Raw genomic sequence first — 13,314 nt, 5'->3', positions numbered from 1 at the left:
ATCCTTAGATGAGGAGTTGGTGGAAACCGAAGAAGATCCGTTTGCGGGTGAAGAATCCTTAGATGAGGAATTAGTGGTTACGGAAGAAGATCCGTTTGCGGGTGAAGAATCGGTAGAAGAGGAATTAGTGGAAACGGAAGAAGATCCGTTTGCAAGTGAAGAAACTTCAGAAGAGGAATTAGTGGCAACGGAAGAAGACCCATTTGCGAGTGAAGAAACTTCAGAAATGGAAGGATTGTGGGAGGAAGAAGAATCAGCAGAAACACCGGTGTTTGAAGAATCCTTAGATGAGGAGTTGGTGGAAACCGAAGAAGATCCGTTTGCGGATGAAGAAACTTCAGAAATGGAAGGATTGTGGGAGGAAGAAGAATCAGCAGAAACGCCGGTGTTTGAAGAATCCTTAGATGAGGAGTTGGTGGAAACGGAAGAAGATCCGTTTGCGGGTGAAGAATCCTTAGAAGAGGAATTAGTGGCAACGGAAGAAGACCCATTTGCGGGTGAAGAAACTTCAGAAATGGAAGGATTGTGGGAGGAAGAAGAATCAGCAGAAATGCCGGTGTTTGAAGAATCCTTAGAAGAGGAATTAGTGGAAACGGAAGAAGATCCATTTGCAGGTGAAGAAACTTCAGAAACAGAAGGATTGTGGGAGGAAGAAGAATCAGCAGAAATGCCGGTGTTTGAAGAATCCTTAGATGAGGAGTTAGTGGCAACGGAAGAAGATCCGTTTGCGGATGAAGAAACGTCAGAAACGGAAGAATTGTGGGAAGAGGAAGAATCAGCAGAAATGCCGGTGTTTGAAGAATCGGTAGAAGAGGAATTAGTGGTAATGGAAGAAGATCCGTTTGCCAGTGAGGAATCGGAAGATCTTCTCACGGATGAATCCCAAGAATCGTTATGGGAAAAAATAGAAGAAGCGGAGGGAGATCCGTTTGGAAGTTCAGAGCAAGAGTCCTTGGATATTCCCCAAGTATCAGAGGAACAAGAAGCAGAAATTTTAAGTGAGTTTGAAACGGATACGATGTCAGAGACGATCTGGAATGATCCAACCTCTTCTGAGGAATTATCTGGGGAAACAGAAGAGTTACTCGATGTATTTGCAGAAGAGGAAGTGCAAACGCCTTTGGAGGTTCCGGATTTTTCTGCGGGTGTGACTGAGGAGCAGGAGGTGGAAGAAGAGGGAGAAGAGGATCTGTTAGATGTTTTCGGGGATACGGAGGAGTTAGATTTTCCGTCTGTTGATGAGGAAACTGTAGAGGCTGAAGATCCGGCTCAAGCTCGATCGCGCAGGGATGCGGAAGCTGTGAAGGAAATTGAAGCAGATATGGGGGATCTATGGGAGGATTCACCTGTTAGTCATACTGCACCGACGGTGGTGGAGCCAGAGTCGGAAGAAATGATTGACGAATTTGCCCAAGAGGGGTTAGATTCCTCTGGGGAGTCAGCTCAAGATTCAGTCTTGGATCAGTCAGATGGATTAGATGATCTGTTGTCTGAGGATTGGGAGACAGAGGAGGAGGCGATCGCCCCTGCGGCCACGACAGAAGAACTGATGTTAGAAGAGGAGGATGAGGTTGACCCCTTAGCAGATTTGTTTGCTGATGAAGAAGAGGCCGATCCGTTTGGCGAGTCTCTAGACTCATTTGAGCAATCAACTCAAGAAGAATCAGAACTCTTTGATGATATGGATGAAGATCCGTTTGCTGATTTAGAAGATCCTTTTGAGGACAAAAAATCTTAGAATTAGAGTTCTCTGTCGGCTTAGAGATCCTCTAGCCTAGTCGATCTATACTTTATTTCAATAGGAGTGAAATAGTTATGCCCGATTCAACTGAAATAACGCCCCCCCAGAATGGGCAATCAACAGAAACCTCTGGTCTTCAGCGCCGGTTTAGTGATTTTGTGATTGGGTTGGGCGAAGTTCTGACCGATATGACGGCTTTGGAAGTGAATACGATGGTGGTGGCTCAGATTACGGGGAGCAAGTTTGTCCCCCAAGAAGCCTATCGTTATATTTATGAGATTCCAGAGCATGAGGGGGATGAACAGTATTTTTATGAGCGTAAAATTCCGCCAGCTCTTTACCATCGCTATTATGGATTGCGTCGTAAGATGTTGATGGAGTATCGCCAGGTACTCAATAGTCCAACGAATGATTTATTCGATGCTCAAGAGCGACTGCCGAACCCGGACGATCCCAAGGATGAGGAAAAGCTACAAAATTTGCTCTCGAATGGACGTTTTTTACGGGGTTTGCGTAAACTGCTAGAACTGAAAGCTGCTTTAGATAGTCAAGATCTCAGTTCTGAATCAACGGATATTATTTATGCCCAAACGGTGATGCAGCTTGATGGGGATATTATTAATCGCTACCATGAGCAACTGTTGGGTTTCGATCAAAAGGAATTATTGATCCAAATTCATAATGAGGGAGTGAGTTCTGGGGAGAGACAATGGCGCGGTTTGCTGGAGTTTATGGTAGGGATTGTGCAAGATATTCTGGAAAAAAGTACGGATGGACGGTTTAGATTACCGGCTGCTACATTTGTCAATCCTAATCGGTAGATGAGACTCCAAAGGAGAGTGTGTTTAAGTTTATCCGAAATACGGCAGATCGGGTGCGATCGCTGATCAATCCCCCAGAAACACCAGGAAGCTTGATTGCGCCTTGTATTCGAGCGGAGGAGGGGGAGTTTGTGTTTTATCTGAATCCGCCGATGCTGCGGCAAATTGAGGGGGTGAGGTTGGGGGGCGATCGCCTGATCATCCCTCCCCGTCAGTTGGCTCGGCTGCTAGTGGATCTGCGTCAATTGGTTGTGATTGATACAACAGCTTGGGGCACGATTCAATCGGCCTTGACCTTTAAAACCTTCTATGTGGGCAATGGGGGGAAACAGGGACAGTTTCTGTTGCGAACAGTGTTATCGCCCGATGGAGATATTATTAACCAAGTTGGACGGGAATTACTGAACAAACCGGAGTGTTTGCAGGTGGTTCAAAGTCATAATTGGTTGATTAATGAGCTGTTAAGTTTCTTGCAACTGAGAACGACTCAGTTGGTCGATCGCGTAGCCTGGGCGATCGCCATGCTCACCATCTGGATTCCTGATGCTATCTTGGTGATCAGAAACCTGCTCGTCATTCTTCAAGATCCGGGGGTTTTGCAAGAAGTCCTCATTCGGGGGCTGCTTTGGGTGGTTTTACCGGCAGTCATTGGCACATTCCTAGGCTTTTGGTTCCGGGACTGGTTAATTCGGCGAATGATGACAACGCTTCCCCGACTCAGTTCTTGGGCCCTGCGAGAACTATTTACTTCTCGACCGACGTTAACCAAACGCATTGCCCAACAAATTTGGGGACAATTCGGGGTTTGATTGAGTAATCAGTTTTTCCCCTTACCAATTATATCAAGTCCGGTTATTCATGTCCGCGAAGCGGAAACACCATAATTAAAAGTCTAGGGAGCGAGACGCTCCCACTCCAGAATATCAAGGTATTCCAGGAGTGCGGGCATCTTGCCCGCTTGTCTTTTCCCATTCACCGGACTTGATATTACCCATTACCCATTACCCATTACCCATTACCCATTACCCAATCTGTGTCTGAAAGTACGATCGATATTCTGATTCTCTCCAATGGGCCGGGAGAATTAACCACTTGGGTGCGTCCAGTGGTCAAAGAAATTCGCCAAGCTTTAGGAGTCGATAACAACAGGGTTCGCATCTCGGTGGTGTTGTCTCCCTGTCCGAATGCGAGTGGTTCGGAAACCCAGATGGCGGCTGCTTGGCCAGAAGTGAACCGGGTTCAAGGGCCGGAAGATTTTATTCCTTTTCTATTGTCGGGCAAAACGGCCCAAAATTGGCCCTGGAGCGATCGCGGTTTAGTCCTATTTCTCGGTGGCGATCAATTTTTTACCCTCATGTTGGGCAAGCGGTTGGGCTATCGCACCCTAGTTTATGCGGAATGGGAGGCCCGATGGCAGCCTTGGATCGATCGCTTTGCCGTCATGAATCGGCAAATTTTGGCCAAGGTAAAGCCTTCTTTAGCCCATAAATTTACGGTTGTAGGGGATTTAATGGCAGACTCAGCCCAGTATGTCTCAACATCAGAGTATCCCGTTAACGGGGAGTTAATTGCCTTGTTACCGGGGTCAAAACCCGATAAGTTACGGCCGGGAGTACCGTTTGCTTTGGCGATCGCCCAATTAATCCATCAACAGCGCCCGCAAACCCAGTTTATCATTCCCGTTGCCCCGACTCTGGATGTTCAAACCTTAGCCCAATTTGCCAATTCCCAATTCAATCCTACCTTGCACCATTGGCCCACCGGAACAGCAGAATTAATCGAAACCGGATCTAAACCGCGCCTAAAAACCCCTAGTGGCTTAGAAATTGACCTCTGGATGACGTTTCCGGCCTATGAAGTCCTGACTCAGTGCCAACTGTGCATCACGACGGTGGGCGCAAATACCGCAGAATTGGGGTCTTTAGGCATTCCCATGATCGTCTTATTGCCCACCCAACAACTAGATGCGATGCGGAGTTGGGATGGTATTTGGGGAATTTTGGCTCATTTACCCGCAGTGGGTTCGAGTCTGGCTAAGGCAATGAATAAGGTGATTTTGTCCTGGAAACAACAGCGAGGGGAGTTTTTTGCCTGGCCCAATATTTGGGCAAAAGAGATGATCGTGCCGGAATGGGTGGGACATTTAGAGGCTGAAGCCGTTGCCCAGCAAGTGATTGAGTATTTAGAGCATCCAGACCAGTTACAGGCAATGCGCGATCGCCTCGCCAGGGTACGCGGAGAGACCGGAGCGGCGGCAAAACTGGCTCAGATGGCGATCGAAGAATTACAGCACCATGGGTAATGCGGGTAAGTATTCTGTCAGGTGAAAGGCATCTACCCCTAGAGCGGTGCGCTCTTGAGCCGCTAAAATTCCCGCTTGCGCGTGCCACCAGGTGGCAGTTTGGATGGCGATTTCTGGGTCAAGTTGGGCAACCAAACCACCTAAAAGACCGGTGAGGACATCGCCACTGCCTCCTCTGGCAAGGGCTGGAGTGCTTTCGGGATTGAGGTAAACAGTTCCGGTGGGGCTACCGATGGCGGTTCTTGCCCCTTTGAGGAGGACGATCGCCCCGGTTTGTTGACTGGCTTCACGAACGGCTTGAATGCGGTCTAAATTGGGGTTAATTTGCGGAAAGAGGCGCTTAAATTCTCCGGCATGGGGGGTGAGGAGGGTGGGAGCCGATCGCCCCTTGAGCTGGGAAATACCGAGGTCAGAGAGGAGATTTAGACCGTCAGCATCGAGGATCAGGGGTTGGGAAGTCTGGAGAAGCGGGGGAAGAATGGAGGCGGCCGATCGCGTAATTCCGGGCCCGCAGGCGATCGCCTGATACTTATCCCAGTTTAGGGTATTGGGGAGTTCGGCGATCGCGCCGGTGTCGGTTTCTGGACAAGGAATAATTAGGGCTTCTGGGAGTTGGGGAACCAAGAGCGGTTTTAAGCTTTGGGGAACGGCGATCGAGAGCATCCCCACCCCAGAGGCGCGGGCCCCCAAACCGGTTAAAATGGCACTGCCTGCATATTCCTGGGAACCGCACACCAGTAGCAGATGACCGGCTTTATATTTATGGGAGAGGAGAGGACGGGGAAGGGGGAGACCGGCGATCGCCCGCTCCCCAGTAATGCGATAACATCGAGATGAATTGCCTAAAACCGCCTCAATATCCCCTAACGGAATATCAAAATCCACTAACTCCACCTTTCCCAAAAACTCAAGCGCCCCATCTTGCAAACAAGCCCTTTTCCACAGTCCCAAACAGAACGTATAATCCGCACGAATCGCACAACCGAGAACTTCCCCCGTATCTGTATGAATGCCAGAAGGCAGATCGATACTAAAAACCCGCCTTTTGGATTGATTAATCTGCGCCACTTGCTCCGCCAGATCTCCAGAAATGGGGCGCTCTAAACCAAATCCAAACAAGCCATCAATCAAAATCTCGCAACTTTGCAGCAACTCCTCTAAACTCAGCCAAGGAATACCCAAACTTTTCCCATATTCAGCATGACTCTGGGTCAATTCCTTTAACTTCGCCAACGGTTGAGTCACCGCCACATCATACCCTTGCAAGTACAATTCCCTGGCAATCACCAAGGCATCCCCACCATTATGACCCGGCCCCACCATTACACCCACTTTAGCCGAGGTTAACCCCAATGTTTCCGATTCCGCTATCATCCGGCGAGCCACCAACCCCGCCACCTTTTCCATCAGCGCTGCAACCGGCATTCCAGCAGCAAACAGGCGGTTCTCAATGGCTCGCATTTCGGCGGCAGTGACGACTACTTCAGAGATTTGGTTTTGGCGATCGCTCATAGTTTATTTAACCTGAGTCTGAAATTAAGACAAGAATATTACAGAAATTCTTGTTGCTATGGGACACATTCTGATCCCCCTTTCATGTCCGCTTGCGGAAAATCCCCCTCTTAAAAAGGGGGACTTTCTTTATTTCCCCCCTTTTTAAGGACGGCTAGGGGGGATCGCAAGGTACTCCTGCTCATCTTTAGAAAATCAGGCGATCGCAAAATCACCCAGTTTCCTCACATGAGGAGGATGAAAAGCTAAAACAATATCTGCCTTGGGAACGCCAAGTGTCAACAATTGCTCGACCACACTCTCTGCCATCCCATCAAAATGAATCCAGATTTTATCATCACGAATTTCCAGATGAACCAGAGTTCGATGGACTCGCTTTTTCCCTTCCCATCCCTCACTAACTAAGAGAAAATGATGGCGGTCGCGATCGACAATGGGGGTGTTTGTAATTTCAGCATTGACATAGTTAATTCTAGCATAATCATTGAAGATTCCTTCAATGTAACCGCCATATTTTTCGAGTTTTTTCAAGGTCAATGTTTCCATTGGACAATTTCCTCCTTTTCAGAATCAAAAACCATGAGTTTAATCGGATTATCCGCTAAAATAATTTGCACAATTTCTTCCTGAAAAAAATCCTCGTATGTCTCTGCACGAATGGCTAAATAGAGGGCGCGATCGGGTTGGGAACGCGCCATAAGGTTAGCATAAAGAATGTACTGTCCGAGCGCTTGTTCTAAATCTTTGACTAAAGAAGGACTGTTAAAGCTTTTTATTTCTACCGCTATTTTTTCTCCTTGGCGTTCTGCCATCAGTATTTTTTCGGCTGCCAAATCCACAAAAACATCTCGTCTGCCTGCCGTTAATGTCAACGGATCGTCAGTAATGACCCAACTGTCTTTTTCTAGAGCCACTCTCACTGCATTATGATAGATGTCTTTGGCCATTGTTGTACTGTGACAATACTATTTAAGTATACAGAACGATAAGAGCGATCGCCAGTTTCTCTACTCCTAGATCCTCCCATCCCCCCATCTCCTCAATGCATCAACAAATTCCGGTCATAAGGTGCTTCAAAATCCAAAATCGGCCCTTTGGGGACAATTCGCGTCGGATTAACATCCGGATGACTGCGATAATAATGGCGCTTAATATGGTCAAAGTTACAAGTTTCTGCCACTCCTGGAACCTGATAGAGTTCTTTCAGATAGTTCCATAAGTTAGTATAATCCGTAATATGATGGAGATTACATTTAAAGTGACCGTAATAGACTACATCAAAGCGTAATAAGGTCGTAAAGAAACACCAATCCGCTTGAGTAATGCGATCGCCGCATAGATAAGGTTGTTGTTCTAACACCTGATCCCAATGCTCCAAGGCATCAAACAGCTCCGTTAATCCTTGTTCATAGGCTTCTTGACTCGTCGCAAAACCAGCGCGATAGACTCCATTATTAATCGGTTGATAAATGGTATCCATCGTACCATCAATAACATCTCTTAATTCTTCAGGGTAAAATGTAACTGGACGTTGTGCAAATCGCTCAAATTCCGTATCTAACATGCGAATAATTTCCCGCGATTCATTATTCACAATTGTTTCCGTTTTCTTATCCCACAAAACTGGAACCGTCACCCGACCACTATAATTAGAATCGGCCTTTAAATAGACTTGCCACAGATAATCCGCCTGATTAATCATATCCGGAATACAGCCGGGAGATTCAGAAAACTGCCAACCATTTTGGTCAATTTCTGGATCGACCACCGATAAGCTAATGGCTGATTCTAATCCTTTGAGTTTTCTCATAATCGCCGTGCGATGGGCCCAAGGACAAGCCCAAGAAATATAGAGATGATAGCGCCCGGATTCTGCCTTAAATCCACTCGATCCATCAGCAGTAATTTTATTTCTAAACGTGGTTTGGGGACGGATAAAGTTTCCTTTTTGATCGGATTGTTCCCGCCGAGAAACCCATTGACCATCAACTAATAATCCTAAGCCCATAATTAATATTCCTTGTTTTTTAATGACACCCTTAGCAAAAAAATCAACCCTCAGTCATTTTGAGGATAAATACAAGCGAAACAAATAACATCAATCCGAACCAAACCAGTAATACGGTATTAAAGGTAGTGTGGAAATAACTGCAAGCGAACAAGACCAAGAAAAAGAGAACAACGGCAACTACTAAATAAGTTACCAATTGCCCTAGGCAGCCTTGAACTGATCCAGAAAAGTCATCATCTGGAGGTCTCATAGGCAGAAGAAGAATCGGTTTTAACGACCAAAGTAAACGCGAGCATTGCTTAACCCAGAATTATGTAAAAACGACATGACTTCTGCGGCTTCGCTGCGGTTAGCATAGGGGCCAACTGCAACATGCATTCCCCGACGAGACCGTTTAGCCATCACATTCACGCTATTAGGAATGATTTGCCGCACCTGATTAGCGATTACAGCAACATTATCTTGAGAGCCAGGAATGACTACATAATAGCCTTTATCCAAAACCACAGCAGGGTTAGGATTGATGGCATTGCTTGGGGGGGTTGGGGTGGGATAGGCTGGAGCAGGATAAGTTTGGCCACCGGCGAGAGTTTCCCCTTGTCGGGTCACTTCAGCTAAAATACCACGCGATCGCAACAGAGACAAACGCTCCTGAGCAGACGAGTTCAACCGAAAAGCACCAGCCTGAATCACTGTGCGGCCGTTCATTTGCCTCACAAAGGCATCGGGGACAATCCATTGCACTTGCTCTAACAAGAGGGGAGAATTGCCATTGACCACAACTTTATAGGGATAGGCATTGGCCGGTAAATAGGGTTGATTGGGATTACCGGGAATCGTGGGTATGGCATTACTGGGAGGAGGAGGGGGCAAGTTAATCGGTTGTGGTTGAATTACCGGTGGCGGTAAGATGAAGTCTTGGGCTTGAGCGCTAGGGCTGACTATTAATCCTAATCCCAAGCTTCCCAGAAGAATCGCCCAATTCAGTCTTGAATAGTGTTTTTGGTTGTTCATGGTGGGTTAAAAATGCAGATCCTCCGGATAAAGGAGGAGGTGTTACCTTAGAAGGGTACACAAAAATAATGCTTTTGTTCACCGTTAGCTAAGTGACCACCATGAAAAAGGTTGTCGTCGGACTCTCCGGAGGGGTAGATAGTTCTACTGCCGCAGCAGTTCTTCATCATCAAGGATACGATATTGTGGGCTTAACCCTTTGGTTGATGAAGGGGAAGGGACAGTGCTGCTCGGAAGGGATGGTGGATGCGGCGAAAATTTGCGAACAGCTTGGAGTGCCTCACCATATTGTGGATAGTCGCGAGTTGTTTGAGCAGAATATTATCGATTATTTGGTGTCGGGGTATCGGGAAGGAATTACGCCTCTACCCTGTTCCCAGTGTAATCGGGCGGTGAAGTTTGGCCCGATGATTAACTATGCAAAATCGGAGCTGGGGATTGATTATATTGCTACGGGCCATTATGCGCGAATTGCCTTTGATGAGCAGTCGGGACGCTATCAGCTCTTAAAAGCCATTGACCTGCAAAAAGATCAGTCTTATTTTTTGTATGATTTATCGCAAGAAATTTTGGCTTCTACGTTGTTTCCCCTGGGAGAAACGCCGAAAACGGAAACTCGTCGCCTAGCGGCTGAGTTTAATTTGACAACGGCGGAAAAACCGGAAAGTCAAGATTTATGCTTGGTGGAAGCCCATGGCTCGATGCAGTCGTTTTTGGATCAGTATATTAACCAGAAGACTGGGGATATTGTTGACCAAGGGGGCAAGGTTTTGGGCCACCATCAAGGGATTCATCATTATACGATTGGCCAACGGCGCGGCTTAGGCGTGGCCTATTCGGAACCGTTGTATGTGGTGGATCTTGACCCGGTGATGAATCGGGTGATTGTGGGAACTCGTGAGAGTGCGGCCGATCCAGAGTGTACGGTGAGTCGGGTGAATTGGGTGTCAATTGCGCCACCAGATAGTCCGATTCGGGCTGAAGTTCGGATTCGCTATCGATCGCAACCCGTGCCAGTAACGGTGGTTCCTTTACCGGAAAATCGGGTGCATTTGCGCTTTGATGAGCCGCAATTTGGGGTAACACCGGGACAAGGAGCAGTTTGGTATGAGGGCGATCGCCTCCTGGGAGGTGGTATCATTGAACGCAAGTCGAAAGGTTAGACGTTTTCTATAGCATGTTCATTGTATTCGTGTTCATGCCCTCTCCCTTTCATGTCCGCTTTGCGGAAAATCCCTCTCCCACGGGAGAGGGACTTTTTCCCCCTTCTCCCGTGGGAGAAGGGGGTAGGGGGATGAGGGCAACCGTTGACATAAGGGGCTAATGGTATGCCAAGTCAATCAGTAATATCCGAACATCTTTCACCTGAATTAGCACAAGTTTTCTTAGAGGGATTACCCGAAACCATTCGTGATGGACTGTTAATGCGAGCGCAACAAATGGACTATCCAGTGTGGGCAGTCATTGAAATGGCGATCGCCGGTTATCTCGATGAAGAGGCTTTATCCTTTACGGATTGTCAGCCTAAGCTAGACTAGCGGTTGGGTATGGGGGCGATCGCGAACGTGCTAAGAAACCGGGTTTCCTGGATAATAGATTACCTGTGCTGTACTGAGAATATTTTGGCGACGAATCCAGTTATCACTGTCAATGACTGAGGATTTTTCAATCAAGTCCACCGAGCGATCGAGCCAATCTTCCAATTGATATTGTATCTTCACCAAATCCATTAAACTCATCTGAGAACGAAACTCATTGTCAAAGACAACCAACAGATCGATATCGCTATCTGGGTGAAAATCTTCTCGGAGAATCGAGCCAAATACAGAGATTTCCACAATACCCGACTGCTGGCAAAAATCAGCCAGTTGTTCTCCCGTAATTCCTAGGCGCTCATCAAGCAGGCGATCGCCGATTTTCCGACTCATTAACCTCTTGCCTTTAGATTCAACTTGACTGTAGTTGATGATAACCCAAAACTTCCAAATAGCTCAGAGCTGACACCGCAGGAGAGTTTTCAGCGATCAAGGTTCGTAACTCATCATATTCTGGCTGTGCAGAATAGATAATAATATTGCTATCCAACAGCATAATTTATCGCTCTGGTAATGAACGATCTTCTCTTGTTTCTCTCTGCCACAGAATGGGGTCGAGATGCTCTAATCCAGGTTCATTGGCTAGATTTTCCAAGATTTCAGCCATTCTCTGACCTCGTGTTTTAGAGTTAACTTTAGGAGTGCGATCGAGAACGGTAACATAAACTTCTAACTTTTCATCCTTCAACTCAGGGCTATCTTCAATCCACTCTAATTGACTCCCCTTCAATAAAGCCTTAAACGTTTTTAACATAATCTGGTTTCATCTCCTTTAATCTTGATAAGATCTTGCCCTCTCCCTATATCCCTCTCCCACGGGAGAGGGACTTTTCCCCCTTCTCCTGCGGGAGAAGGGGGCAGGGGGATGAGGGGCAGTTATTACACAACTCATTTAGGTTTGCTATAGTAAAAATCTAACCATTAAAGCTCGACTTCCTGTCCTGGGGTGCGATCGCGTAAATCAGCAAAATCTTCATCTGTAAAAACCAGTTCCTCTTCTTCTATTGCTCGTCTAAAACGGAACACTCCATTCCAGAAAGTGTCACCCGCTTGGGTTAGCTCTCTCCCTTCTAAACGCTTTTGTAGAACAGAGAACAAAGAAACTTGCTCTTCCTGGGATAACTCATCCAAGCCCTGAATCATTTCCTGTAATGTCATTATTTTACCTCCAGCACATGGCTATAATTATACCTTTGCGATCAGGATTAACTTTTTTCTCACTTGGGCTTTAGGGGCGATCGCTTCCCTGCTATCTCACCATGATTCCGAGATGGTTGAGATGGCTTCATTTCACTGCGTTCCATTCGCCATGCCAAGCTTGGTAGAAGTCAGGATAGGAGAGACTTTGGGCAATCTTCGAGAGACATTTGTAGAAGATGAGAAACAGTCGAACGTTGTTTTTGTAGGTTTTACGATTGAAATGAGGTTGGAGAGCAGAAACAACGGTTTTTGGGTTTTCCTCAATGGTGATGATTTTCTCTAAAGTCTTAGCCGCCCACCAACGGGTATTTTCATCCTCAGTCTGCTCCAGAACTTTCCCCAGAGCGGCGATCGCCTGGGCATTTCCAGCGTCGATTTTCCCTAAACTCTCAGCCGCCAGCCTACGGGTATTTTTATCCTCAGTCTGCACCAGAATTTTCACCAGAGGGGCGATCGCCTCTTGATTTCCTTGTCCAATTTTCCCTAAACTCTCAGCCACCCACCAACGGGTGTCTTCATCCTTACTCTGCTCCAGAACTTTCCCCAGAGCGGCGATCGCCTCTTGATTTCCTTGTCCGATTTTCCCTAAACTCTCAGCCGCCCACCAACGGGTATCTTCATCCTCACGCGGCTCTAGAAGTTGCACCAGAGCAGCGATCGCCTCTTGATTTCCTTGTCCGATTTTCCCTAAACTCTCAGCCACCCGCCAACGGGTATATTGATCCTCAGTCTGCTCCAGAAGTTGCACCAGGGCGGTGATCGCCTCTTGATTTCCTTGTCCAATTTTCCCTAAACTCTCAGCCACCCACCAACGGGTGTCTTCATCCTTACTCTGCTCCAGAACTTTCCCCAGAGCGGCGATCGCCTCTTGATTTCCGGGGTCGATTTTCCCTAAACTCTCAGCCGCCCACCAACGGGTATATTCATCCTCACGCGGCTCTAGAAGTTGCACCAGGGCGGCGATCGCCTCTTGATTTCCTTGTCCGATTTTCCCTAAACTCTCAGCCACCCGCCAACGGGTATATTGATCCTCAGTCTGCTCCAGAAGTTGCACCAGGGCGGTGATCGCCTCTTGATTTCCTTGTCCAATTTTCCCTAAACTCTCAGCCACCCACCAA

General features: G+C 47.2%; 15 protein-coding genes and 1 pseudogene. 6 read left to right on the top strand and 10 right to left on the bottom strand.

All coding sequences use genetic code 11. The features are described 5' to 3' along the window. The 4 genes and pseudogenes from PMG25_RS17215 to PMG25_RS17200 all read left to right on the top strand — a co-directional run. Positions 1–1,738 (top strand): annotated as a pseudogene (locus PMG25_RS17215) (hypothetical protein); the annotation flags it as partial. 77 nt (positions 1,739–1,815) lie between these two features. Beyond that, on the top strand, positions 1,816–2,562 hold the full coding sequence (locus PMG25_RS17210; protein ID WP_283768132.1) for a hypothetical protein: 747 nt from the start codon (positions 1,816–1,818) through the stop codon (positions 2,560–2,562). A 20-nt stretch (positions 2,563–2,582) separates the two neighbouring features. Continuing rightward, a complete protein-coding gene (locus PMG25_RS17205; protein WP_283768131.1) occupies positions 2,583–3,371 on the top strand; it encodes a hypothetical protein in 789 nt (262 codons plus the stop codon). Positions 3,372–3,595: 224 nt separating this feature from the next. After that, positions 3,596–4,864 (top strand): glycosyltransferase family protein, encoded by a 1,269-nt coding sequence (locus tag PMG25_RS17200; protein WP_283768130.1) that lies wholly within the window; start codon positions 3,596–3,598, stop codon positions 4,862–4,864. On the opposite strand, the gene PMG25_RS17195 is transcribed toward PMG25_RS17200, so the two are convergent. The 5 genes from PMG25_RS17195 to PMG25_RS17175 form a co-directional block, all read right to left on the bottom strand. Beyond that, positions 4,847–6,376 (bottom strand): NAD(P)H-hydrate dehydratase, encoded by a 1,530-nt coding sequence (locus PMG25_RS17195; RefSeq protein WP_283768129.1) that lies wholly within the window; start codon positions 6,374–6,376, stop codon positions 4,847–4,849. The genes PMG25_RS17200 and PMG25_RS17195 overlap by 18 nt on opposite strands. 195 nt (positions 6,377–6,571) lie before the next feature. Continuing rightward, the gene (locus PMG25_RS17190) at positions 6,572–6,922 is read right to left on the bottom strand and encodes a XisI protein (protein WP_283768128.1); all 351 of its coding nucleotides are present in this window, start codon (positions 6,920–6,922) and stop codon (positions 6,572–6,574) included. Further along, positions 6,910–7,323, bottom strand: coding sequence for an element excision factor XisH family protein (locus PMG25_RS17185; RefSeq protein WP_283755759.1), 414 nt, complete (start codon positions 7,321–7,323; stop codon positions 6,910–6,912). Before PMG25_RS17185 ends, PMG25_RS17190 begins: the two co-directional genes overlap by 13 nt. A gap of 92 nt (positions 7,324–7,415) precedes the next feature. After that, complete coding sequence (locus tag PMG25_RS17180) at positions 7,416–8,384, bottom strand: glutathione S-transferase family protein (RefSeq protein ID WP_283768127.1); 969 nt, start codon at positions 8,382–8,384, stop codon at positions 7,416–7,418. Positions 8,385–8,657: 273 nt separating this feature from the next. Continuing rightward, positions 8,658–9,401 (bottom strand): hypothetical protein, encoded by a 744-nt coding sequence (locus tag PMG25_RS17175; protein WP_283768126.1) that lies wholly within the window; start codon positions 9,399–9,401, stop codon positions 8,658–8,660. Between the two features lie 101 nt (positions 9,402–9,502). On the opposite strand from PMG25_RS17175, the gene mnmA reads away from it, so the two are divergent. Then, positions 9,503–10,564, top strand: coding sequence for a tRNA 2-thiouridine(34) synthase MnmA (mnmA, locus tag PMG25_RS17170; RefSeq protein WP_283768125.1), 1,062 nt, complete (start codon positions 9,503–9,505; stop codon positions 10,562–10,564). 165 nt (positions 10,565–10,729) lie between these two features. After that, positions 10,730–10,939, top strand: coding sequence for a hypothetical protein (locus PMG25_RS17165; RefSeq protein WP_283768124.1), 210 nt, complete (start codon positions 10,730–10,732; stop codon positions 10,937–10,939). Between the two features lie 30 nt (positions 10,940–10,969). On the opposite strand, the gene PMG25_RS17160 is transcribed toward PMG25_RS17165, so the two are convergent. From PMG25_RS17160 to PMG25_RS17140, 5 genes are all read right to left on the bottom strand, one after another. Continuing rightward, a complete protein-coding gene (locus tag PMG25_RS17160; protein WP_283768123.1) occupies positions 10,970–11,329 on the bottom strand; it encodes a nucleotidyltransferase family protein in 360 nt (119 codons plus the stop codon). Positions 11,330–11,348: 19 nt separating this feature from the next. After that, complete coding sequence (locus PMG25_RS17155) at positions 11,349–11,492, bottom strand: PIN domain-containing protein (protein ID WP_283768122.1); 144 nt, start codon at positions 11,490–11,492, stop codon at positions 11,349–11,351. 3 nt (positions 11,493–11,495) lie between these two features. Then, positions 11,496–11,750, bottom strand: a complete 255-nt coding sequence (locus PMG25_RS17150; RefSeq protein ID WP_283768121.1) for a hypothetical protein — start codon at positions 11,748–11,750, stop codon at positions 11,496–11,498. A gap of 167 nt (positions 11,751–11,917) precedes the next feature. Next, entirely contained in the window at positions 11,918–12,154 is a 237-nt protein-coding gene (locus PMG25_RS17145; protein ID WP_283768120.1) for a hypothetical protein, read from the bottom strand. 127 nt (positions 12,155–12,281) lie between these two features. Then, positions 12,282–13,314: HEAT repeat domain-containing protein (locus tag PMG25_RS17140; protein ID WP_283768119.1), on the bottom strand; the 1,033-nt coding region annotated here is incomplete at its 5' end.

It is taken from the genome of Roseofilum capinflatum BLCC-M114 (assembly GCF_030068505.1).
Lineage (GTDB): Bacteria > Cyanobacteriota > Cyanobacteriia > Cyanobacteriales > Desertifilaceae > Roseofilum > Roseofilum capinflatum.
Note: the sequence above shows the minus strand (reverse complement) of the source record. Positions and strands in the feature narration are given on the sequence as shown.